Source organism: Polynucleobacter sp. 15G-AUS-farblos (assembly GCF_018882445.1).
Lineage (GTDB): Bacteria > Pseudomonadota > Gammaproteobacteria > Burkholderiales > Burkholderiaceae > Polynucleobacter.
This window is the reverse complement of record NZ_JACVOM010000004.1, coordinates 269,371-290,572: the sequence shown is the minus strand read 5'-3', so window position 1 is coordinate 290,572 and position 21,202 is coordinate 269,371. Positions and strand designations below refer to the sequence as shown.

At 46.9% G+C, this 21,202-nt stretch carries 16 protein-coding genes, 7 tRNA genes, 3 rRNA genes and 1 pseudogene; 22 read left to right on the top strand and 5 right to left on the bottom strand.

Annotation, left to right across the window (positions count from 1 at the left end; genetic code table 11):
* Window positions 1-47 precede the first annotated feature (47 nt).
* The gene (locus ICN41_RS08510) at window positions 48-692 is read left to right on the top strand and encodes an MBL fold metallo-hydrolase (RefSeq protein WP_216862318.1); all 645 of its coding nucleotides are present in this window, start codon (window positions 48-50) and stop codon (window positions 690-692) included.
* A 38-nt stretch (window positions 693-730) separates the two neighbouring features.
* On the opposite strand, the gene ICN41_RS08505 is transcribed toward ICN41_RS08510, so the two are convergent.
* From ICN41_RS08505 to ICN41_RS08495, 3 genes are all read right to left on the bottom strand, one after another.
* Window positions 731-916: a hypothetical protein gene (locus ICN41_RS08505; RefSeq protein WP_129560400.1), complete on the bottom strand. Its 186-nt coding sequence runs from the start codon at window positions 914-916 to the stop codon at window positions 731-733.
* Window positions 917-957: 41 nt separating this feature from the next.
* On the bottom strand, window positions 958-1,992 hold the full coding sequence (locus ICN41_RS08500; RefSeq protein WP_216292544.1) for a fatty acid desaturase: 1,035 nt from the start codon (window positions 1,990-1,992) through the stop codon (window positions 958-960).
* Window positions 1,993-2,182: 190 nt separating this feature from the next.
* A tRNA-Arg gene (locus ICN41_RS08495) sits at window positions 2,183-2,258 on the bottom strand.
* Between the two features lie 101 nt (window positions 2,259-2,359).
* Here ICN41_RS08495 and ICN41_RS08490 point away from each other — a divergent pair.
* Window positions 2,360-2,596: a hypothetical protein gene (locus ICN41_RS08490; protein ID WP_255537944.1), complete on the top strand. Its 237-nt coding sequence runs from the start codon at window positions 2,360-2,362 to the stop codon at window positions 2,594-2,596.
* 68 nt (window positions 2,597-2,664) lie between these two features.
* Here the strand turns inward: ICN41_RS08490 and rsmI are convergent, their stop codons facing one another.
* Window positions 2,665-3,570: a 16S rRNA (cytidine(1402)-2'-O)-methyltransferase gene (gene rsmI / locus ICN41_RS08485; RefSeq protein ID WP_216292477.1), complete on the bottom strand. Its 906-nt coding sequence runs from the start codon at window positions 3,568-3,570 to the stop codon at window positions 2,665-2,667.
* Between the two features lie 106 nt (window positions 3,571-3,676).
* Between rsmI and ICN41_RS08480 the strand changes: the two genes are divergently transcribed.
* From ICN41_RS08480 to ICN41_RS08470, 3 genes are read left to right on the top strand one after another with little or no spacing between them, the layout of a single operon-like run.
* On the top strand, window positions 3,677-4,279 hold the full coding sequence (locus ICN41_RS08480) for a phosphoheptose isomerase (protein WP_216292476.1): 603 nt from the start codon (window positions 3,677-3,679) through the stop codon (window positions 4,277-4,279).
* A gap of 18 nt (window positions 4,280-4,297) precedes the next feature.
* The gene (locus tag ICN41_RS08475; RefSeq protein WP_216292475.1) at window positions 4,298-4,948 is read left to right on the top strand and encodes a BON domain-containing protein; all 651 of its coding nucleotides are present in this window, start codon (window positions 4,298-4,300) and stop codon (window positions 4,946-4,948) included.
* 19 nt (window positions 4,949-4,967) lie between these two features.
* A complete protein-coding gene (locus ICN41_RS08470; RefSeq protein WP_216292474.1) occupies window positions 4,968-5,321 on the top strand; it encodes a c-type cytochrome in 354 nt (117 codons plus the stop codon).
* On the opposite strand, the gene ICN41_RS08465 is transcribed toward ICN41_RS08470, so the two are convergent.
* Window positions 5,318-5,974, bottom strand: a complete 657-nt coding sequence (locus ICN41_RS08465) for a GNAT family N-acetyltransferase (protein WP_216292473.1) — start codon at window positions 5,972-5,974, stop codon at window positions 5,318-5,320. The genes ICN41_RS08470 and ICN41_RS08465 overlap by 4 nt on opposite strands.
* 484 nt (window positions 5,975-6,458) lie before the next feature.
* Between ICN41_RS08465 and ICN41_RS08460 the strand changes: the two genes are divergently transcribed.
* From ICN41_RS08460 to rpoB, 17 genes and pseudogenes are all read left to right on the top strand, one after another.
* Window positions 6,459-7,991 (top strand): 16S ribosomal RNA (locus tag ICN41_RS08460).
* 59 nt (window positions 7,992-8,050) lie between these two features.
* Window positions 8,051-8,127 (top strand) — tRNA-Ile (locus ICN41_RS08455).
* Window positions 8,128-8,156: 29 nt separating this feature from the next.
* Window positions 8,157-8,232, top strand: a tRNA-Ala gene (locus ICN41_RS08450).
* 268 nt (window positions 8,233-8,500) lie between these two features.
* A 23S ribosomal RNA gene (locus tag ICN41_RS08445) occupies window positions 8,501-11,374 on the top strand.
* A 106-nt stretch (window positions 11,375-11,480) separates the two neighbouring features.
* A 5S ribosomal RNA gene (gene rrf, locus ICN41_RS08440) occupies window positions 11,481-11,594 on the top strand.
* Together the 16S, 23S and 5S rRNA genes with 5 tRNA genes alongside form the textbook arrangement of a ribosomal RNA operon.
* A gap of 105 nt (window positions 11,595-11,699) precedes the next feature.
* Window positions 11,700-11,784: transfer RNA gene (locus ICN41_RS08435), tRNA-Tyr, on the top strand.
* A gap of 5 nt (window positions 11,785-11,789) precedes the next feature.
* A tRNA-Gly gene (locus ICN41_RS08430) sits at window positions 11,790-11,863 on the top strand.
* Between the two features lie 20 nt (window positions 11,864-11,883).
* Window positions 11,884-11,958: transfer RNA gene (locus ICN41_RS08425), tRNA-Thr, on the top strand.
* Between the two features lie 63 nt (window positions 11,959-12,021).
* Window positions 12,022-13,212: an elongation factor Tu gene (gene tuf, locus ICN41_RS08420; protein WP_087908789.1), complete on the top strand. Its 1,191-nt coding sequence runs from the start codon at window positions 12,022-12,024 to the stop codon at window positions 13,210-13,212.
* 14 nt (window positions 13,213-13,226) lie between these two features.
* Window positions 13,227-13,302, top strand: a tRNA-Trp gene (locus ICN41_RS08415).
* A 20-nt stretch (window positions 13,303-13,322) separates the two neighbouring features.
* Window positions 13,323-13,700 (top strand): preprotein translocase subunit SecE, encoded by a 378-nt coding sequence (secE, locus tag ICN41_RS08410; RefSeq protein ID WP_216292472.1) that lies wholly within the window; start codon window positions 13,323-13,325, stop codon window positions 13,698-13,700.
* Window positions 13,701-13,709: 9 nt separating this feature from the next.
* Entirely contained in the window at window positions 13,710-14,282 is a 573-nt protein-coding gene (nusG, locus tag ICN41_RS08405) for a transcription termination/antitermination protein NusG (RefSeq protein WP_215293441.1), read from the top strand.
* 166 nt (window positions 14,283-14,448) lie between these two features.
* A complete protein-coding gene (rplK, locus tag ICN41_RS08400; RefSeq protein ID WP_011901890.1) occupies window positions 14,449-14,880 on the top strand; it encodes a 50S ribosomal protein L11 in 432 nt (143 codons plus the stop codon).
* A 2-nt stretch (window positions 14,881-14,882) separates the two neighbouring features.
* Window positions 14,883-15,584, top strand: coding sequence for a 50S ribosomal protein L1 (gene rplA, locus ICN41_RS08395; protein ID WP_215348179.1), 702 nt, complete (start codon window positions 14,883-14,885; stop codon window positions 15,582-15,584).
* A gap of 236 nt (window positions 15,585-15,820) precedes the next feature.
* Window positions 15,821-16,336: pseudogene (gene rplJ / locus ICN41_RS08390) on the top strand (50S ribosomal protein L10); the annotation flags it as partial.
* A 159-nt stretch (window positions 16,337-16,495) separates the two neighbouring features.
* The gene (gene rplL, locus ICN41_RS08385; protein WP_215293444.1) at window positions 16,496-16,873 is read left to right on the top strand and encodes a 50S ribosomal protein L7/L12; all 378 of its coding nucleotides are present in this window, start codon (window positions 16,496-16,498) and stop codon (window positions 16,871-16,873) included.
* Between the two features lie 227 nt (window positions 16,874-17,100).
* On the top strand, window positions 17,101-21,201 hold the full coding sequence (gene rpoB, locus ICN41_RS08380) for a DNA-directed RNA polymerase subunit beta (RefSeq protein WP_216292470.1): 4,101 nt from the start codon (window positions 17,101-17,103) through the stop codon (window positions 21,199-21,201).
* Window position 21,202 lies beyond the last annotated feature (1 nt).

The following is a 21,202-nucleotide window of genomic DNA, read 5'->3' as shown; positions in this document are numbered from 1 at the left end:
CTCACAAATCAGTTCCGACAAATCATTCTTTTATTCGCTTATTACGTATGCCCATTAAATTAGGAATTGTTCCCGTTACTCCCTATGAACAAAATTGTTCTATTTTGGTATGTCAGGAAACGGGTGATGCTGCTGTGATTGATCCTGGTGGCGATATCGATAAGATACTGGCTGGTATTGAGCAAATGGGTGGTAATGTGAAAAAGATCTTGCTGACACATGGGCATCTAGACCATTGCGCCGCCGCTAAAGACTTGGCAGATCAATTGGGCGTGCCCATAGAGGGTCCGCAAATAGACGAGCGGTTTTGGATTGATCAATTGCCAGAACAGACTGTACGGTTTGGGTTTGGAGAGGCCAAAGTTTTTGAACCTAATCGCTGGTTAAACGATGGTGACCATGTTCAAGTTGGAAATATAGATCTCGAAGTTTTTCATTGTCCTGGCCATACTCCAGGACATGTAGTGTTTTTTGATAAAGCAGATCGCCTAGCAATTGTTGGCGATGTATTGTTTGCCGGATCAATTGGGAGAACAGATTTTCCTCGTGGCAATCATGCGGATTTGATTCATGCCATTAAGACAAAATTATTGCCGCTAGGTGATGATGTGCAGTTTGTGCCAGGACATGGACCTATGTCTACGTTCGGAGCAGAACGCAAATCGAATCCTTATGTTGGAGATGGCGCGTAAAAAATGCGCTGAAGATTTAAAGCAGCAAAACCGATGGTTTAGGTTTTTGCAGAGCCAGTACGGTGTGTGCGGTTGTATAAACAGCTTGCGCAAATCCAGCGTTGTTTGCGATTGCTCGTCGGAATCCATGTGCCACCCTCTAGTCGTTTTTCGCGACTGCAAGAAGAGCAAAATTTAAGGCTCTGGGAAGTGTCTTGGGTAGCTGCTGGAGTAGAGGTAGTCATGGGCAATCCGGGTAAGGCAAATCTTTATACAGAAGTCTATTTTACCCGTTTTGTCCCACTGGGGCTGGGCTCAGCACAACCCGGACCGATTCCGCGGTCTTATTACCATCAAAATCAAGCCAAGCCTTGTTCTCAAAGTCATAAAGCTTGCATTTGCGGGCTGTATCGAAATACCAGGCCCAAGAGAACTTTTGCACAAAAATACGCTCTGGAAGGATGGTTTCCAGGGTTGTCTGGGCTTCTTGGAGGCGATAAAGGGGCACACTCATATCCACATGATGGGCAGTGTGCTCCATGATGTTGTGCATTAATGAGCCCCAAATCCAGTTAAAGGTCAGATGGACAGTTGTGGATACAAAAGGCTGAGCACGTAACCACTCTGACTTTTTGTCATACCAAGACACATTAGGGTGGGTATGGTGAACATAGACAACAAACCCAATCATGCCGTTCCAAAACAGGAAGGGCAAGGCAAATCCAGCAAGCAAGCCAACCCAAATAGATTGGCCGGTCGCAATAGCACCGGCAATTAAGCAAGCAATCCAAACAATTGCAAACGCAGTAACGAGTAAGTTGTCTTTTAAGAAAATTGGACGATCACCCGGCTTATTTTTAGCGTTTGGAAAATACTCACGTCTCCACCAAATCTCAAGGAGGTAGTAGAAGACGGGGCCCCAGCCGCTTCGGTAAAGGCGCTCTAGAGCCTTACGTCCCGGGGATAGCGCGTCGTACTCTGATTTTGATAAGGGTGCCCAAACGAAATCAAAGCCCTTTAAATTTGTTTGGCCGTGATGGACTACGTTATGACCAACATCCCATAAGCTGTATGGTGTGAGTGAGGGCAAAAATGCGATGCGACCCAACACTTTGTTGAGTTCACGATTTGGTGTGAAGCTTTGATGGCATGCATCGTGCCCCAAAATGAAAATACGGCCAGTAACAAAGCCAGCCACTAATCCAAAGAGAATTTTGAGCAGAATATTTTCAACAAAAATAGTCCCAGCAATACAGCCCAGCCAAAGAGCTGCATCGATTGCAAGCAATGCAATCGCACGCCCAGTTTCTCCTTGTGCCATTGGAATTAACCAGCCCCGAATGATCTTGCGGTGTGGTAATGGCGCCTCAGGAGGCAGTGGATTAGTTAAAGAAGGCTCTGAAAGGGCTGAATTTAGATGTGTAGACACGATAAGAATCAATAAGTTAGATGCAAATGATAGCGGTTTTCATGATTTTTCGCATGACATAGGTCAAAACACCCCACTGTTTTGGCGCGCCCGGCAGGAATCGAACCTGCGACCCTTGGCTTCGGAGGCCAATACTCTATCCACTGAGCTACGGGCGCCAGTATTAAAAACGGATACCTCGCTATTGTAAGTGCCTATACCCCTACTCTCTAGTTATAATCTCGGCAAACCCCTTAAACCTGCTAAACGATAAATTCCTATGAGCAACGAGCACGGAAGTCTAATTAAGAACCCAAAACAACTCATCATCATGGTGTTTGCCAGCTTTTTCGTGCCCCTGATCGTTATATTGTTGTTGATGGTTTTCGTAAATAACGGCAAACGTGGCGATTCTTCTGGGACCACTGAGCAATTAATCAAGCCTGTGGGCCAGCTCAACTTCAAGGACGCTAGCGCCCCGAGCGAGCCTCAAGCAGGTGGGCAAGCAACTAAATAAATAAAGCGCCCGAACCAACAAAATAATTTTTGAATAGATTGCAAAAAGCTGGCTTTATCCCAGCTTTTTTATTTTGCGTTCTTGGCGTCTTTTGCATCGAGCGCAACTTGATAGGCTTCTTTTTTAGGCAAGCCCAGGGCTTGTGAAAGAACGGCCGCGATTTCTTTGCTACCCAAATAAGGGCTTAAGGCGTTTGCCCACTTTAAAAGAGCGGCATGGTCCGGAGCCTCATCAATGCTGGCTTGGCGGCCTGCCACCAAAACCACAAACTCCCCTTTTAAGCTCTCAGCAGCTTCAACCCATTGCGATAATTGAGCTGCCTCAAGCACCACAATTTGCTCAAATTTTTTGGTGAGCTCACGACCGACTAATACTTTACGATCAGCTTCCAAATGGGCCGCTAAAAATAATAAGGTTTCACGAATGTGATGAGGAGATTCAAAAAAAATACTGGTTTTTTTGCTGCTACGAATATCGTGCAAGAGCGCATCTCGCTCTTTGATTTTGTTTGGCCAGAAGCCTAGAAATTGAAAGCGCCCTTCCGAGCTCAACATGGCTGAGCCCGAGGCAGAAACGGCCGCTGCTACAGCGCTTGCGCCGGGTATTGGAATCACTCGATAGCCCGCTTTTTCTACTTCGTTGACGAGTCTGGCCCCTGGGTCTGATACGCCTGGCGTTCCCGCATCTGAAATATAGGCCCAACGCTCGCGATTGGCTAAATGTTGAATGACTGTTTGGGCGCCGGCGATCTCGTTGTGCTCATGTAGCGCCAGACATTTTTTATGAATACCAAATTGCTGTAAGAGTGCTGCGCTATGACGGGTGTCTTCGCACGCAATGCCATCTACAGCATTCAAAATATGCAACGCACGCAAAGTAATGTCCCCTAAATTGCCGATTGGTGTGGCAACCATATACAGGGCGCTAGGGGGCAAATCCTGTTGCTTTAGAAATTCAAATGCTGCGGCGTCCATAAGGGTCTTTTGTATCTAAGGATATTGAATAAGTAAGAGGATACGTTGCTTTTTGCAGATCTCGCTAACATCGATACTTACCCTGCCTTTGGCGCATAATATTGATATGGATAAAAACACGATTGAACGGTTGCGCCTCAGGGCATCCCAACATTTTTTAGACAGCATCGCGGTTAAGCAAGAGGCTGAAAAGGTGCTTCCAGAATCTGTTGCACATGGCGTGGTGGCGATGGTGGAATGTTTACGCGCCGGTGGCAAGATAATGGCTTGTGGTAACGGCGGCTCAGCTGCAGACGCACAGCATTTTGCTGCAGAGCTAATTGGTCGCTTTGAAAGAGAGCGTCAAGAATTGGCGGCAATTGCTTTAACAACCGATACCTCTATTCTGACTGCAGTTGGAAATGATTACAGCTATGACGAAGTATTTAGCAAACAAGTGCGAGGTCTGGGTAAAAAGGGCGATATTCTTTTGGGGATTTCTACATCTGGAAATTCAAAGAATGTTGTAAAGGCCATTGAAGCAGCTAAAAAAATGGGCATCAAAATTATTGCCCTGACTGGTAATGGCGGCGGAAAAATTGCTGGCTTGTTAGACGCGGATGATATTCATCTATGCGCGCCATCTACAAGAACTGCGCGCATACAAGAGACCCATTTAGTTTTGCTCCACGGATTATGTGATGGTGTGGACCATCTTCTGCTCGATTAAATTTTAGAAAGCGTTTACATGCAAATTCAAACCCTGAGTAAATTATTTGTTGCCATCATTGCAGTATCTCAACTCTCTGCCTGTGGTGTGATTGCGGTGGGCGGTGTTGCAGCTTCGGCAACAGTGCTTGCTGATCGACGCACGCCGGGTGTGCAGGCAATTGATAAGGGCATTGAACTTCAAGCAAGTGGTTCGTTTGATAAAACCTTCGGAGATAGCGCACACATTAATGTCACTTCATTCAATCAGAAAGTGTTGTTGACGGGCGAAGTAAAGGATGCCGCCATTAAAGCCGAAGCAGAAAAATATGCAAAGGGCATGAAGAATGTCCGATCAGTATTTAATGAATTAATCATTGGACCCAATAGCACCTATACCATGCGCGCCAACGACACTTATTTGGAGTCTAAGATCAAGACGCAGATGATCTTTACAGAACAGTTGCCATCTAACTCGATGGCTATTGTTGCAGAAGGTAGTAGCATATATTTGATGGGCATTTTGACGCAGGGCGAAGCAGATCTTGCCAAAAAAATTGCGAGCAATACGAATGGTGTAAAAGATGTTTACGCTTACTTTGACATTATTTCTAATGCAGAAAAAGTACGCTTAGAAAAGGCTGGCAAAGCGGATGAATCGCAGCCAACAAGCCCGCCAAAATTTCAATAATCTCTTCTAAAGAAATTGGATGAGTGTGTTGCAACGAATCGTCAAAATATTTTTTTGTTTTTTATATTTTGTTTTTTTTGTGCAAACCACTCATGCCGCAAGTAGCGATCAACAAGCATTGATAGTTGCAAAACAAAATGCGTGTTTAGGCTGTCACGCAGTCAATAAAAAAATTGTTGGTCCAAGTTTTGAGTCAGTCGCACTCAAATATAAAAATGATCCCAACGCACAAATTTTTTTAAAGAATAAAATTTTGAAAGGTGGTGCAGGCTCATGGGGCGTAGTTCCTATGCCTGCAAATGCAAAGCTGAGTGATGCCGATTTATCGCTCTTAGCAAGTTGGATACTACGTGGTGCGCCAAGCGCAAATTAAGGCGCTAAACCAGGGCGACCTAAAAGCCACCACCATGCTTGATTTGTTTTTTTCAGATTGGATTTCATTGCATAGTCCAAGTCTGCCCACTGTTCGTTTGCAGCCTCTTCAACAATCGTTGCAGGACTTGCTGGAGAGAGCTTGAGATAAGCGTCGGCATCTCCATAAGCATGCTCAACACGCATGCCAGCTTTTTGTGCCAAATGCATCATGGCTTTATTGCTTGCTAAGCAATGAACGTAGAGGGTTTCAATCCGCGTATTGCGTGCATGCACTGCAGATCGTTGCAAGAGCGCTGTTCCAAGCCCCTGCGCACGGCCTTCCGGTAGAACAGAGACACCAAATTCCGCAGCGCGTGTTTGGTTTTTAGACTCGGGTAAATAAGCCAGGTGCGCCATGCCAATGAGTTTCAGGTCATCATTAAAGATGCCAAAAACAGTGTCTCTATTGAAGTCTATATGCTCTACGTAGTGAGCTATAACCTCATCCGGCGTTTGAGTTCCAAATCTGAGGTGGCGATCTTCATCATTTAGCTGTAATAAATGATTCAAGATCTCATCTTTGTGGCCAGCATGTAGCTCGCGAACAGGAATCGCTTGCCCTGCCGTATAGGGCTTGCCGGGTAAGTGATTGTTCGCTAATTTATTGTGCATAGCAACATATTAACAGGAAAGCGAAAATATTTCAGGGTTTTCCCTAGTTTGTAGTCAAAAGGCTGCATGCGAGGGGGTAAAAACGAAGACTTTAGTCGGATGACTGGGGGCAAATGCTCCAAAACCCTTAAATTTTTAAAAAAAGTGAAATATTTTTTTGGTTTCTATCTTATTGATTACATTCATTTTATTTTTTTAATCAGAAAAAACTACCTCTATTTGAGGAAAAAGACTACGAAAGGTGTTGACGACCCGAAATAAGTACGCTATAGTCTCACCTCTCAGCTGAATGTTTTTTGAAATACGAAACAAGTCAGCCCTCTTTAAAAATTAGTCAACCGATAATTGTGGGTACTAAGTGAAAGCATCCAGTCCTTCGGGACAGATGTAAATAAATAGTACTCATAGACAGTAAAAAGATTTGGTTTTATTACCAAGTCAATTTCTTGAATGAGTGCGACGATCCGCAAGGATCACAGGAATTAAACTGAAGAGTTTGATCCTGGCTCAGATTGAACGCTGGCGGCATGCCTTACACATGCAAGTCGAACGGCAGCACGGGTGCTTGCACCTGGTGGCGAGTGGCGAACGGGTGAGTAATACATCGGAACGTACCTTATCGTGGGGGATAACGCAGCGAAAGCTGTGCTAATACCGCATACGCCCTGAGGGGGAAAGCGGGGGATCGAAAGACCTCGCGCGATTAGAGCGGCCGATGCCTGATTAGCTTGTTGGTGGGGTAAAAGCCCACCAAGGCGACGATCAGTAGCTGGTCTGAGAGGACGATCAGCCACACTGGGACTGAGACACGGCCCAGACTCCTACGGGAGGCAGCAGTGGGGAATTTTGGACAATGGGGGAAACCCTGATCCAGCAATGCCGCGTGAGTGAAGAAGGCCTTCGGGTTGTAAAGCTCTTTTGTCAGGGAAGAAACACCGGCTCTAACACAGTCCGGGAATGACGGTACCTGAAGAATAAGCACCGGCTAACTACGTGCCAGCAGCCGCGGTAATACGTAGGGTGCGAGCGTTAATCGGAATTACTGGGCGTAAAGCGTGCGCAGGCGGTTATACAAGACAGGCGTGAAATCCCCGGGCTTAACCTGGGAATGGCGCCTGTGACTGTATAGCTAGAGTGTGTCAGAGGGGGGTAGAATTCCACGTGTAGCAGTGAAATGCGTAGATATGTGGAGGAATACCAATGGCGAAGGCAGCCCCCTGGGATAACACTGACGCTCATGCACGAAAGCGTGGGGAGCAAACAGGATTAGATACCCTGGTAGTCCACGCCCTAAACGATGCTGACTAGTTGTTCGGGATTTACATCCTGAGTAACGTAGCTAACGCGTGAAGTCAGCCGCCTGGGGAGTACGGTCGCAAGATTAAAACTCAAAGGAATTGACGGGGACCCGCACAAGCGGTGGATGATGTGGATTAATTCGATGCAACGCGAAAAACCTTACCTACCCTTGACATGTCACTAACGAAGTAGAGATACATTAGGTGCTCGTAAGAGAAAGTGAACACAGGTGCTGCATGGCTGTCGTCAGCTCGTGTCGTGAGATGTTGGGTTAAGTCCCGCAACGAGCGCAACCCTTGTCTTTAGTTGCTACGCAAGAGCACTCTAAAGAGACTGCCGGTGACAAACCGGAGGAAGGTGGGGATGACGTCAAGTCCTCATGGCCCTTATGGGTAGGGCTTCACACGTCATACAATGGTGCATACAGAGGGTTGCCAACCCGCGAGGGGGAGCTAATCTCAGAAAATGCATCGTAGTCCGGATCGTAGTCTGCAACTCGACTACGTGAAGCTGGAATCGCTAGTAATCGCGGATCAGAATGTCGCGGTGAATACGTTCCCGGGTCTTGTACACACCGCCCGTCATACCATGGGAGTGGGTTTTGCCAGAAGCCGTTAGCCTAACCGCAAGGAGGGCGACTGCCACGGCAGGGTTCATGACTGGGGTAAAGTCGTAACAAGGTAGCCGTATCGGAAGGTGCGGCTGGATCACCTCCTTTCTAGAGAAAAGATGCTGGAGCTATAGTGCCCACACTTATCGGTTGACAATAAAAGCCACGGGTCTGTAGCTCAGCTGGTTAGAGCACTGTGTTGATAACGCAGGGGTCGTAGGTTCAAGTCCTACCAGACCCACCACCAGCCAGAAACAAACTTAGTGGGACGTTGGGGGATTAGCTCAGCTGGGAGAGCACCTGCTTTGCAAGCAGGGGGTCGTCGGTTCGATCCCGTCATCCTCCACCATCATCTAAATGTCAAAACTAAGCGAATACTTAATCGTTTAGTTTTGCCATTTATGGCTGTTCTTTAAAAATTTGAGTAAGCAAAGTGTCAAATGTTTCTTTGAGAGGACATTTGACAATGTAATAAGGGTAAAGATTGAATCATCAATCAGTAATATCAAACGAGTTTTACAAAGTTCTTAACAAGTACTTACAGTTTGGATTACGGCAAACATGTCAGAAGTAGAAGTAAAACCTGTAACGGTTACTAGTAATGGTGCTCGTTATAGGATCAAGTGAATAAGTGCACATGATGGATGCCTTGGCGATTACAGGCGACGAAAGACGTTATAACCTGCGATAAGCCCCGGGGAGCTGGTAAATAAGCTTTGATCCGGGGATTTCTGAATGGGGAAACCCACCACTTTTGTGGTATCCATACCTGAATACATAGGGTATGAGAAGCGAACCTTGTGAACTGAAACATCTAAGTAGCAAGAGGAAAAGACATCAACCGAGATTCCCAAAGTAGTGGCGAGCGAAATGGGAAGAGCCTTCTAGTGATATCTCAGTAATTAACAGAATGGAATGGAAAGTCCAACAATAAAGGGTGATAGTCCCGTATGTGAAAATTATTGAGTGGTACTAGGCTAGAGACAAGTAGGGCGGGACACGAGAAATCCTGTCTGAATATGGGGGGACCATCCTCCAAGGCTAAATACTCGTAATCGACCGATAGTGAACAAGTACCGTGAGGGAAAGGCGAAAAGAACCCCGGGAGGGGAGTGAAATAGATCCTGAAATTGTGTGCATACAAACAGTAGGAGCCTCGTAAGGGGTGACTGCGTACCTTTTGTATAATGGGTCAGCGACTTACATTCAGTAGCAAGCTTAACCGAATAGGGAAGGCGTAGCGAAAGCGAGTCCGAATAGGGCGCTAGTTGCTGGGTGTAGACCCGAAACCAGTTGATCTATCCATGGCCAGGTTGAAGGTGCGGTAACACGTACTGGAGGACCGAACCCACTAACGTTGAAAAGTTAGGGGATGAGCTGTGGATAGGGGTGAAAGGCTAAACAAAACTGGAAATAGCTGGTTCTCTCCGAAAACTATTTAGGTAGTGCCTCGTGTATCACTGTAGGGGGTAGAGCACTGTCATGGTAGTGGGGTCCATTGCGGATTACTGCGCCATAGCAAACTCCGAATACCTACAAGTGCAAGCACGGGAGACAGACATCGGGTGCTAACGTCCGGTGTCAAGAGGGAAACAACCCAGACCGCCAGCTAAGGTCCCTAATATATGCTAAGTGGGAAACGAAGTGGGAAGGCTAAAACAGTCAGGAGGTTGGCTTAGAAGCAGCCATCCTTTAAAGAAAGCGTAATAGCTCACTGATCGAGTCGTCCTGCGCGGAAGATGTAACGGGGCTAAGCATATAACCGAAGCTGCGGATCACAGCAATGTGATGGTAGGAGAGCGTTCTGTAAGCCTGTGAAGGTGTCTTGTAAAGGATGCTGGAGGTATCAGAAGTGCGAATGCTGACATGAGTAGCGATAAAGGGGGTGAAAAGCCCCCTCGCCGTAAGCCCAAGGTTTCCTGTTCAACGTTCATCGGAACAGGGTGAGTCGGCCCCTAAGGCGAGGCAGAGATGCGTAGCTGATGGGAACAAGGTTAATATTCCTTGACCATTGTTAGATGCGATGGGGGGACGGATCGCGGAAAGTTGTCCGGGTGTTGGAAGTCCCGGTTCTTGCGTTGGAGATGGCTATTAGGTAAATCCGGTAGCGTAATTCAAGGGCGTGAGACGAGCGAATTTATTCGCGAAGCAATTGGAAGTGGTTCCAAGAAAAGCCTCTAAGCTTCAGTCTAACAAGACCGTACCGCAAACCGACACAGGTGGGCGAGATGAGTATTCTAAGGCGCTTGAGAGAACTCAGGAGAAGGAACTCGGCAAATTTGTACCGTAACTTCGGGATAAGGTACGCCCTGGTAGTTTGACCCTGTACAAGGGGAGGACGAAAGGGTTGCAATAAAAAGGTGGCTGCGACTGTTTAATAAAAACACAGCACTCTGCAAACACGAAAGTGGACGTATAGGGTGTGACGCCTGCCCGGTGCTGGAAGATTAAATGATGGGGTGCAAGCTCTTGATTGAAGTCCCAGTAAACGGCGGCCGTAACTATAACGGTCCTAAGGTAGCGAAATTCCTTGTCGGGTAAGTTCCGACCTGCACGAATGGCGTAACGATGGCCACACTGTCTCCTCCTGAGACTCAGCGAAGTTGAAATGTTTGTGATGATGCAATCTACCCGTGGCTAGACGGAAAGACCCCATGAACCTTTACTGTAGCTTTGCATTGGACTTTGAATCGGTCTGTGTAGGATAGGTGGGAGGCGTTGAAAGCGGAATGCTAGTTTCGCTGGAGCCAACCTTGAAATACCACCCTGATTTATTTGAGGTTCTAACCTTGGCCCGTTATCCGGGTCGGGAACAGTGCATGGTAGGCAGTTTGACTGGGGCGGTCTCCTCCCAAAGTGTAACGGAGGAGTACGAAGGTACGCTTGGTACGGTCGGACATCGTACCTAAAGTGCAATGGCAAAAGCGTGCTTAACTGCGAGACCGACAAGTCGAGCAGGTGCGAAAGCAGGTCATAGTGATCCGGTGGTTCTGTATGGAAGGGCCATCGCTCAACGGATAAAAGGTACTCTGGGGATAACAGGCTGATACCGCCCAAGAGTTCATATCGACGGCGGTGTTTGGCACCTCGATGTCGGCTCATCTCATCCTGGGGCTGTAGCCGGTCCCAAGGGTATGGCTGTTCGCCATTTAAAGAGGTACGTGAGCTGGGTTTAAAACGTCGTGAGACAGTTTGGTCCCTATCTGCCATGGGCGTTGGAGATTTGACGGGGGCTGCTCCTAGTACGAGAGGACCGGAGTGGACATTCCGCTGGTGTACCTGTTGTTTCGCCAGAAGCATCGCAGGGTAGCTATGAATGGAAGAGATAACCGCTGAAAGCATCTAAGCGGGAAACTTGCCTGAAGATGAGATCTCCCGTAGGTTTAACCTACATAAAGGGTCGTTGAAGACCACAACGTTGATAGGTCGGGTGTGGAAGTGCAGTAATGCATTAAGCTAACCGATACTAATTGCCCGTTAGGCTTGATCCTATAACCAGCACTATTGTGTTGGATGTTTGCCAGATTTAATCTGCATCCTTATTACATGCTTACTCAAATAGAGTTGTTGATTTATTCAGCAACTCAACCCTCTACGCCCGGTGACCATAGCGAATTGGAACCACTCCTTCCCATCCCGAACAGGACAGTGAAACGATTCTACGCCGATGATAGTGCGGATTACCCGTGTGAAAGTAGGTAACTGCCGGGCACCAATGCGACGCCCAGACCCTTTTAGGTCTGGGCGTTTTTACTTGTGCAAAGCGTTTAGAGAGATTGACAGAAGCTCCATTTGGAGTCAGAATATTGGGTTCGCGGAGGGGTGTCCGAGCGGCTAAAGGAGGCAGACTGTAAATCTGTTGGCTATGCCTACGTAGGTTCGAATCCTACCCCCTCCACCAGATGTGCGGGATTAGTTTAATGGTAAAACAGCAGATTTCCAATCTTCGGTCAAGAGTTCGATTCTCTTATCCCGCTCCAGAATTGTTGTATTAGATTTAGCCCATGTGGCTCAGTGGTAGAGCACTCCCTTGGTAAGGGAGAGGTCGGCAGTTCGATCCTGCCCATGGGCACCATGTTTGATTTATTAATTGTGTATTTCGTGTTTGGTTTAAGAGTTAACTAAAGGCAGATTAAAAATGGCAAAAGAAAAGTTCGAGCGGACAAAACCGCACGTAAACGTAGGCACCATCGGTCACGTTGACCACGGTAAAACCACACTAACAGCTGCAATTGCAACCGTGCTCTCAAAAGCATTCGGTGGCGAAGCAAAAGCATACGATCAGATCGATGCTGCTCCTGAAGAAAAAGCACGTGGTATTACGATTAATACTGCGCACGTTGAGTATGAGACTGCAAATCGTCACTACGCTCACGTGGATTGCCCAGGACATGCTGACTACGTTAAGAACATGATTACTGGTGCTGCTCAGATGGACGGCGCAATCTTAGTTTGCTCTGCTGCTGACGGCCCAATGCCACAAACGCGTGAGCACATCCTCTTGGCACGCCAAGTTGGTGTTCCTTACATCGTGGTGTTCCTCAACAAGTGCGACATGGTTGATGACGCTGAATTGCTCGAGTTAGTTGAAATGGAAGTTCGTGAACTTCTATCTAAGTATGACTTCCCAGGCGATGACACACCAATCATTCAAGGTTCTGCTAAGTTAGCTCTTGAAGGCGACGAAGGCCCATTGGGTAAAGAAGCCATCATGAAATTGGCTGAAGCATTAGACACCTACATCCCAACTCCAGAGCGTGCGATTGACGGTGCGTTCTTGATGCCAGTAGAAGACGTGTTCTCTATCTCTGGTCGCGGTACTGTAGTGACAGGTCGTATCGAGCGCGGTATCGTTAAGGTTGGCGAAGAGATTGAAATTATCGGTATCAAGCCAACACTCAAGACAACTTGTACTGGTGTTGAAATGTTCCGCAAATTGCTCGACCAAGGTCAAGCAGGCGATAACGTTGGTATCTTATTGCGCGGTACAAAACGTGAAGAAGTTGAGCGTGGCCAAGTATTGGCTAAGCCAGGTTCTATCACTCCACATACTCACTTTACAGCCGAGGTTTACATCTTGGGTAAAGATGAAGGTGGTCGTCATACTCCGTTCTTTAACAACTATCGTCCACAGTTTTACTTCCGTACTACGGACGTAACTGGTTCAATCGAGTTGCCAAAAGACAAAGAGATGGTAATGCCTGGCGATAACGTCACCATTACTGTCAAACTCATCGCGCCAATCGCGATGGAAGAAGGTTTACGTTTTGCGATCCGTGAAGGTGGCCGTACTGTTGGCGCCGGCGTGGTTGCAAAGATTTTGGCTTAAGTAGTTTTTTATAAAGGGGTGTAGCTCAATTGGCAGAGCGTTGGTCTCCAAAACCAAAGGTTGGGGGTTCGATGCCCTCCGCCCCTGCCACGATTTGAACTGAAAGTTATATGTCTCAACAAACAGCAAGTCACTCTGAAGAAAAAAGCAGCTGGGTATCCGTACTCGCTGCTTTAATTGTCGTTGCCGCATTGGTGCTTTATTACACCTTGGCCGACCAATCTTTATTGGTGCGTTTAGCAGTTTTGTTTGGTGGCATTGCAGCTGCAGTTTTCATTGTGGCGATTTCACCTGATGGGCGTCGTTTTATCGCCTACGCAAAAGATTCTTGGTACGAAGTAAAAAAGGTTGTTTGGCCAACTCGTAAAGAGACGACCCAAATGACTCTAGTCGTATTTGGCTTTGTTCTGATCATGTCCTTATTTTTATGGCTTGCAGACAAATTAATTGAATGGCTAGTTTTTTCAGTGCTATTAGGCTGGAAGTGAGTAAGAAAAATGATTGATTCTGAAGTAGCCGTAAATCCACAAGCCACTGGCAATATGCGCTGGTACGTCATCCATGCTTATTCCGGTATGGAAAAGAGCGTGAAAAAAGGCCTGGAAGAGCGCATTGCTCGATCTGGCATGCCTGAGAAATTTGGCCGTATTTTGGTGCCTTCCGAAGAGGTTGTAGAGATCAAATCCGGCACAAAATCAGTGACTGAACGCCGTTTCTTCCCAGGATATGTGCTGATTGAGATGGAAATGACCGATGAGAGCTGGCATTTGGTGAAAAATACCCCAAAAGTAACCGGTTTCGTAGGTGGCGTTCGTAACCGCCCAAGCCCGATTTCGACTGCTGAAGTCGCCAAAATCATGGATCAAATGCAGGCTGGGGTGGATAAACCTAAGCCTAAGACCCTATTTGAGGTGGGTGAGATCGTACGCGTTAAGGAAGGTCCATTTGTTGATTTCAACGGAAATATCGAAGAAGTCAATTATGAGAAGTCAAGATTGCGCGTTTCTGTTACAATATTTGGCCGCGGTACCCCAGTTGAGCTGGAGTTCGGCCAAGTAGAAAAGATGTAAAAACAAGGACTTAGTCCTGTTTTGCAGTGCAGCAGTTTGTAGTTTTGGATGGTTATTTAGTTTTTGTAATTAACCGAGGAGCGGAGCTAGAAAGCCAAAAACTAGCGAAGCGTTTACTCAACGGCGGTCTTTCCTAATGAGGTTAGGCGCGCTTTAAGGAGCACACATGGCAAAGAAGATTATTGGCTTTATCAAACTGCAGATTCCTGCAGGTAAAGCAAATCCATCACCACCCGTAGGTCCAGCATTGGGTCAACGCGGTCTTAATATTATGGAATTCTGTAAGGCGTTTAATGCTCAAACTCAGAGCATGGAACCTGGCCTGCCAATTCCAGTCGTGATTACAGCGTTTGCTGATAAGAGCTTCACATTCATCATGAAGACTCCTCCAGCAACCATCATGATTAAGAAGGCTGCGAAGATCGAAAAAGGATCGCCACGTCCCCATACCGATAAGGTAGGAAAAATTACACGTGCTCAAGCGGAAGAAATCGCTAAAGCAAAAATGCCAGATTTGACAGCAGCCGATATGGACGCAGCTGTTAGAACAATCGCTGGTAGCGCCCGTTCCATGGGCATCACTGTGGAAGGTCTCTAATCATGACTAAGTTATCCAAACGCGTTAAAGCAATTCAATCTAAAGTTGATCGCAACAAATTCTATTCATTAGACGATGCATTGAACCTCGTTAAAGAGTGTGCAACTGCCAAGTTCGATGAGTCTATCGACGTTGCTGTTCAGTTGGGTATTGATGCTAAGAAATCTGACCAAGTTGTGCGTGGCGCAGTAGTGCTCCCAGCTGGTACAGGTAAGCATGTTCGTGTTGCAGTTTTTGCTCAAGGCGAAAAGGCTGAACAAGCTAAAGCCGCTGGTGCAGAAATCGTTGGCATGGAAGATCTTGCTGAACAAATTAAAGGCGGCAAAATTGATTTTGATATTTTGATCGCATCTCCAGACACAATGAAAATTGTTGGTACCTTGGGTCAAGTATTGGGCCCACGTGGTTTGATGCCAAATCCAAAAGTTGGAACGGTTACTCCTGACGTTGCTACTGCAGTTAAAAATGCAAAAGCTGGTCAAGTTCAGTTCCGTGTGGACAAGGCCGGTATCGTGCACGCAAGCATTGGCCGTCGTTCATTCGAGCCAACTGCATTGAAGTCCAACTTGCTCGCATTGCTTGAGGCTTTGAATAAAGCAAAACCTCCTGCATCTAAGGGCATCTATTTAAAGAAGGTTGCCGTAAGCAGCACCATGGGTGCGGGCGTACGTGTTGACCAAGCATCGTTACAGGCGGCAGCTTAATTAGCTTGTAACAAAAAAGAACTTTGGGTCGACTCCTGCTCTTTGAGTGAGAGTCGAACATCAAAGACCGTTGGTGGATTAGTTGCTTGTAAAGAGTTAATTCTTAATCGTTACGAAAGTAATAGCCAGCGCAGATGGCGACCCTGAAAAGATTTTCACAAAAATTTTGTGAACAAATGATCAGACGCTGGTGTGTAACCCCAACTGGAAACAGTTGGTTTTTATGGAGTTAAACCGTGCCTTTGAATGTACAAGACAAAAAAGCGATTGTTGCTGATGTCGGCGCTCAATTGGCTGGAGCCCAAACTGTCGTGCTCGCTGAATACCGTGGTATTCCAGTAGAGCAGTTGACAAAGCTACGTGCTAGCGCACGTGACCAAGGTGTATATCTTCGCGTTTTGAAGAACACATTGGCACGCCGTGCTGCACAAGGCACACAGTTTGAGCCTCTTGCTGATTCGATGGTTGGCCCCTTGATTTACGGCATCTCTGCTGATCCGATTGCTTCGGCAAAAGTATTGCAGAGCTTTGCTAAGACTCAAGATTTGCTAGTCATTAAAGCTGGCTTATATAACGGCAAGTTGTTAGACGTTGCAGGCGTAAAAGCCCTCGCAACAATTCCAAGCCGCGACGAGTTGTTATCTCAGTTGTTGGGTGTGATGTTGGCACCTGTCTCTGCGATGGCTCGCGTATTGGGCGCAGTAGCAGCACAAAAGGCAGCTGGAGCACCTGCTCCGGTAGCAGCACCTGCAGTTGAAGCAGCAGCCCCAGCAGAAGTAGTTGCTGAAGCCGCCGCTCCAGAAGCAGCCGCTCAGCCTGCAGCCGCAGCCCCAGAAGCTGGAACAGAAGCAAACGAAACCCCTGCCGCTGAATAAGCGACAGATTAACTATTTAAGTATTAGGAGCTAAAAATGGCGATTACTAAAGAAGAAATCATTGAAGCAGTAGGTAGCATGTCCGTTATGGATTTGAATGACTTGGTTAAGGCGTTCGAAGAGAAGTTTGGCGTTTCAGCTGCAGCGATGGCTGTTGCTGGTCCTGCTGGTGCAGGCGGTGGCGGTGCAGCTGCTGAAGAGCAAACAGAATTCACTGTTAACTTGCTCGAAGCTGGCGCAAACAAGGTTTCAGTAATTAAGGCAGTTCGCGAAATTACTGGTCTTGGCTTGAAAGAAGCTAAGGACTTGGTTGACGGTGCACCGAAGCCAATCAAAGAAGCTGTTGACAAGAAAACTGCTGAAGAAGCTAAGAAGAAGCTTGAAGAAGCTGGCGCTAAAGCAGAACTCAAGTAACACAAACTTTGCTAGCGCTTCTCAAAAAGGAGCGTTAGCTATGTTGGGTTTGACCATTAGTGGTCAAACCCGATTTCATTTCTGATTGAAATCGGGTTTGCCTTCTGATACGACTGCAGAATGCAAGTTTGGTCGGACACTGGATCTAAACGATTTAGTGTTGTCCGCCAGTGATTGGTAGTGGCCAATCGCCAAATCTTTGTACAGTCGCTGAATTCGGAGATGAAATGAACTATAGCTTCACCGAACGCAAGCGAGTCCGTAAAAGCTTTGCTAAGCGAGTAAATAATCACCAGGTTCCGTACCTGATCGCAACGCAGCTGGAATCCTACGCTAAATTTTTACAGGCTGAGAAGCCGCCATTGTCTCGTCTTACTGAGGGACTTCAGGCTGCCTTTACATCAGCGTTCCCAATTGTGTCTAACAATGGTTATGCGCGTATGGAATACGTGTCTTACCAGTTATCACAGCCACCATTTGACGTTAAAGAATGTCAGCAACGTGGTTACACATACCACTCCGCCTTACGCGCAAAAGTTCGCTTGATTATTTATGATCGCGAAGCGCCTACTAAGGTTAAAGAGGTTAAAGAGAGTGAAGTTTATATGGGTGAAATTCCACTCATGACAGAAAACGGCTCTTTTGTGATCAATGGTACTGAGCGCGTCATCGTGTCTCAGTTGCACCGTTCCCCAGGCGTGTTCTTTGAGCACGATAAGGGCAAGACACATAGCTCTGGTAAGTTGCTGTTCTCAGCACGCATCATTCCTTACCGTGGTTCATGGCTTGATTTCGAGTTTGACCCTAAAGATATTTTGTATTTCCGCGTTGACCGTCGTCGCAAGATGCCTGTCACCATTTTGCTCAAAGCAATTGGTTTAAACAACGAACAGATTCTTGCAAACTTCTTCAACTTTGATCATTTTGCATTGACCGCTAATGGCGCATCAATGGAATTTGTTCCTGAGCGTTTGCGTGGCCAGCTGGCTAACTTTGATGTGCTTGATAAGAATGGCGTTGTCGTCATTCAAAAAGACAAGCGTATCAATGCAAAACACATTCGCGAACTCGAAGCTGCTAAGACCAAAACAATCGCTGTACCAGATGACTACTTGGTTGGTCGTGTGGTTGCACGCAATATTGTTGATCCAGATTCTGGTGAAATCTTGGCTTACGCTAATGACGAAATCACTGAAGAGTTATTGGCTACGTTGCGCGATGCAGGTATCAAGCAATTAGAAACCATCTACACCAATGATTTGGATTCTGGTGCGTATATTTCTCAGACATTGCGTACTGACGAAACTGCGGATCAAACAGCAGCACGTATTGCTATCTATCGCATGATGCGTCCTGGCGAGCCTCCAACAGAAGATGCTGTTGAAGCTTTGTTCCAGCGCTTGTTCTATAGCGAAGACACTTATGATTTATCACGTGTTGGCCGTATGAAGGTTAATAGCCGTTTGAACCGTCCAGAAATGGAAGGTCCAATGGTCCTGTCAAACGAAGATATTCTCGACACGATTAAGTCTCTAGTAGATTTGCGTAACGGTAAAGGCGAAGTAGACGATATTGATCACTTAGGTAATCGTCGTGTACGTTGCGTTGGTGAATTGGCTGAAAACCAATTCCGTGCTGGTTTGTCACGTGTTGAGCGTGCGGTTAAAGAACGTCTCGGCCAAGCCGAAACGGAAAACCTCATGCCGCATGATTTGATTAACAGCAAGCCAATTTCTTCTGCAATTCGTGAGTTCTTCGGTTCTTCACAGTTGTCCCAGTTTATGGACCAAACTAACCCCCTCTCAGAGATCACGCACAAGCGTCGTATTTCTGCATTGGGACCTGGTGGTTTGACCCGCGAGCGCGCAGGCTTCGAAGTGCGCGACGTGCATCCAACCCACTACGGACGTGTTTGCCCAATCGAAACTCCAGAAGGACCAAACATCGGTCTGATCAACTCACTTGCGCTATTTGCACGTTTGAATGAGCATGGTTTCTTAGAGACCCCGTATCGTAAGGTTGCTAATAGCAAGGTAAGCGATGAAGTGGTTTACCTCTCTGCGATTGAAGAAGCGAAATATGTCATTGCTCAGGCAAATGCAACGATCGACAAAAACGGTAAGTTGGCTGACGAGCTAGTTTCTGCTCGTCAAGCTGGTGAAACCATGATGGTTAGCCCAGAGCGCATTGATTTCATCGACGTTGCTCCTAGCCAGATCGTTTCTGCTGCTGCTTCACTCGTTCCATTCTTAGAGCACGATGATGCGAACCGTGCCTTGATGGGTGCGAACATGCAGCGTCAAGCAGTTCCTTGCTTGCGTCCAGACAAGCCATTAGTTGGCACAGGCTTAGAGCGTATTGTTGCGGTTGACTCCGGTACTGTTGTATTGGCTAATCGTGGCGGTATCGTCGATTACGTTGATGCAAACCGTGTTGTGATTCGTGTAAACGATGACGAAACAGCAGCTGGTGAAGTTGGTGTGGATATTTATAACCTCATCAAGTACACCCGTTCAAACCAAAATACCAACATCAATCAACGTCCAATCGTACAGGTTGGCGATCGTGTAGCCCGCGGCGACGTTGTTGCTGACGGCGCATCTACCGATTTGGGTGAGTTGGCTTTGGGTCAAAACATGACTGTGGCATTTATGCCATGGAACGGTTACAACTTCGAAGATTCAATCTTGATCTCTGAGAAGGTTGTTGCTGATGACCGTTACACCTCTATTCATATTGAAGAGTTGTCGGTTGTTGCACGTGACACCAAGCTTGGTTCAGAAGAAATTACTCGCGATATTTCCAATTTGGCAGAGTCACAACTCTCCCGTTTGGATGAAAGCGGTATTGTTTACATCGGCGCTGAAGTTGAGGCTGGTGACGTATTGGTTGGTAAGGTAACTCCAAAGGGCGAGACTACTCTCACTCCTGAAGAGAAGCTCCTCCGTGCGATCTTCGGTGAAAAAGCATCTGATGTTAAAGATACTTCTTTGCGCGTTCCTTCAGGAATGATTGGTACCGTTATTGATGTTCAAGTCTTCACCCGTGAAGGTATTGAGCGTGATGCCCGTGCGCAGTCCATTATTCAAGAAGAGTTACAACGCTATCGTTTGGATTTAAACGACCAGTTGCGTATTGTTGAAGGCGATGCCTTCATGCGTTTAGAAAAACTGTTGGTTGGCAAAGTTGCTAACGGCGGCCCTCAGAAATTAGCTAAAGGCACTAAGATCGACAAGGAATACCTTGCCGGCTTGGATAAATACCATTGGTTTGATGTTCGTCCAGCAGATGATGAAGTTGCCTCACAAGTTGAAGCGATTAAATCTTCTATTGAAGCGAAACGTAAACAGTTTGATGAAGCCTTCGAAGAGAAGCGCACCAAGCTTACCCAGGGTGATGATTTGCAACCTGGCGTAACGAAGATGGTGAAGGTGTACTTGGCTGTTAAGCGTCGCTTGCAACCTGGTGACAAGATGGCTGGTCGTCACGGTAACAAAGGAGTGGTTTCAAAAATTGCTCCTGCCGAAGATATGCCATTTATGGCTGATGGACGTCCTGTAGATATCGTCTTGAACCCATTGGGTGTTCCTTCTCGTATGAACGTTGGTCAAATCTTGGAAACCCACTTAGGTTGGGCTGCTCAAGGTATTGGTAAGCGTATCGATGAGATGGTTCGCGAGCACGCTAAACAAGCTGAACTGCGTACGTTCTTAAAACAGCTTTACAACGAAACCGGCCGCATTGAAGATATCGACAACTTCACTGACGAGCAAATTACAGTATTGGCTGAGAATCTTCGCCAAGGCTTGCCATTTGCAACCCCAGTGTTTGATGGTGCTACAGAAGCAGAAATCGGACGCATGCTCGAGTTGGCTTATCCACAAGATGTTGCGACATCTTTGAAGATGACTCCTTCCCGTCAGCAAATGATTTTGTGCGATGGCCGCACTGGTGATCAGTTTGAGCGTCCAGTAACTGTCGGTGTAATGCATGTCTTGAAACTCCACCATTTGGTCGACGACAAGATGCACGCACGTTCAACCGGACCTTACTCACTAGTAACGCAACAGCCATTGGGCGGTAAAGCTCAGTTTGGTGGTCAGCGCTTTGGTGAGATGGAAGTTTGGGCCCTCGAAGCATACGGCGCCTCATATGTCTTGCAGGAAATGCTGACAGTGAAGTCCGATGACGTCGCAGGCCGTACTAAGGTTTACGAAAACATCGTCAAGGGCGAGCACACGATTGATGCTGGTATGCCTGAATCTTTCAACGTGCTGGTAAAAGAAATCCGTTCGTTGGGTATTGACATTGACATGGAGCGCAACTGAT

What these genes read in the sequence shown, in the direction of transcription:
- ICN41_RS08510 (WP_216862318.1), top strand. Translation starts at nt 48, where the DNA reads ATGCCCATTAAATTAGGAATTGTTCCCGTTACTCCCTATGAACAAAAT.
- ICN41_RS08505 (WP_129560400.1), bottom strand. Translation starts at nt 916, where the DNA reads ATGACTACCTCTACTCCAGCAGCTACCCAAGACACTTCCCAGAGCCTT.
- ICN41_RS08500 (WP_216292544.1), bottom strand. Translation starts at nt 1,992, where the DNA reads ATGGCACAAGGAGAAACTGGGCGTGCGATTGCATTGCTTGCAATCGAT.
- ICN41_RS08490 (WP_255537944.1), top strand. Translation starts at nt 2,360, where the DNA reads ATGAGCAACGAGCACGGAAGTCTAATTAAGAACCCAAAACAACTCATC.
- rsmI (WP_216292477.1), bottom strand. Translation starts at nt 3,570, where the DNA reads ATGGACGCCGCAGCATTTGAATTTCTAAAGCAACAGGATTTGCCCCCT.
- ICN41_RS08480 (WP_216292476.1), top strand. Translation starts at nt 3,677, where the DNA reads ATGGATAAAAACACGATTGAACGGTTGCGCCTCAGGGCATCCCAACAT.
- ICN41_RS08475 (WP_216292475.1), top strand. Translation starts at nt 4,298, where the DNA reads ATGCAAATTCAAACCCTGAGTAAATTATTTGTTGCCATCATTGCAGTA.
- ICN41_RS08470 (WP_216292474.1), top strand. Translation starts at nt 4,968, where the DNA reads ATGAGTGTGTTGCAACGAATCGTCAAAATATTTTTTTGTTTTTTATAT.
- ICN41_RS08465 (WP_216292473.1), bottom strand. Translation starts at nt 5,974, where the DNA reads ATGCACAATAAATTAGCGAACAATCACTTACCCGGCAAGCCCTATACG.
- tuf (WP_087908789.1), top strand. Translation starts at nt 12,022, where the DNA reads ATGGCAAAAGAAAAGTTCGAGCGGACAAAACCGCACGTAAACGTAGGC.
- secE (WP_216292472.1), top strand. Translation starts at nt 13,323, where the DNA reads ATGTCTCAACAAACAGCAAGTCACTCTGAAGAAAAAAGCAGCTGGGTA.
- nusG (WP_215293441.1), top strand. Translation starts at nt 13,710, where the DNA reads ATGATTGATTCTGAAGTAGCCGTAAATCCACAAGCCACTGGCAATATG.
- rplK (WP_011901890.1), top strand. Translation starts at nt 14,449, where the DNA reads ATGGCAAAGAAGATTATTGGCTTTATCAAACTGCAGATTCCTGCAGGT.
- rplA (WP_215348179.1), top strand. Translation starts at nt 14,883, where the DNA reads ATGACTAAGTTATCCAAACGCGTTAAAGCAATTCAATCTAAAGTTGAT.
- rplL (WP_215293444.1), top strand. Translation starts at nt 16,496, where the DNA reads ATGGCGATTACTAAAGAAGAAATCATTGAAGCAGTAGGTAGCATGTCC.
- rpoB (WP_216292470.1), top strand. Translation starts at nt 17,101, where the DNA reads ATGAACTATAGCTTCACCGAACGCAAGCGAGTCCGTAAAAGCTTTGCT.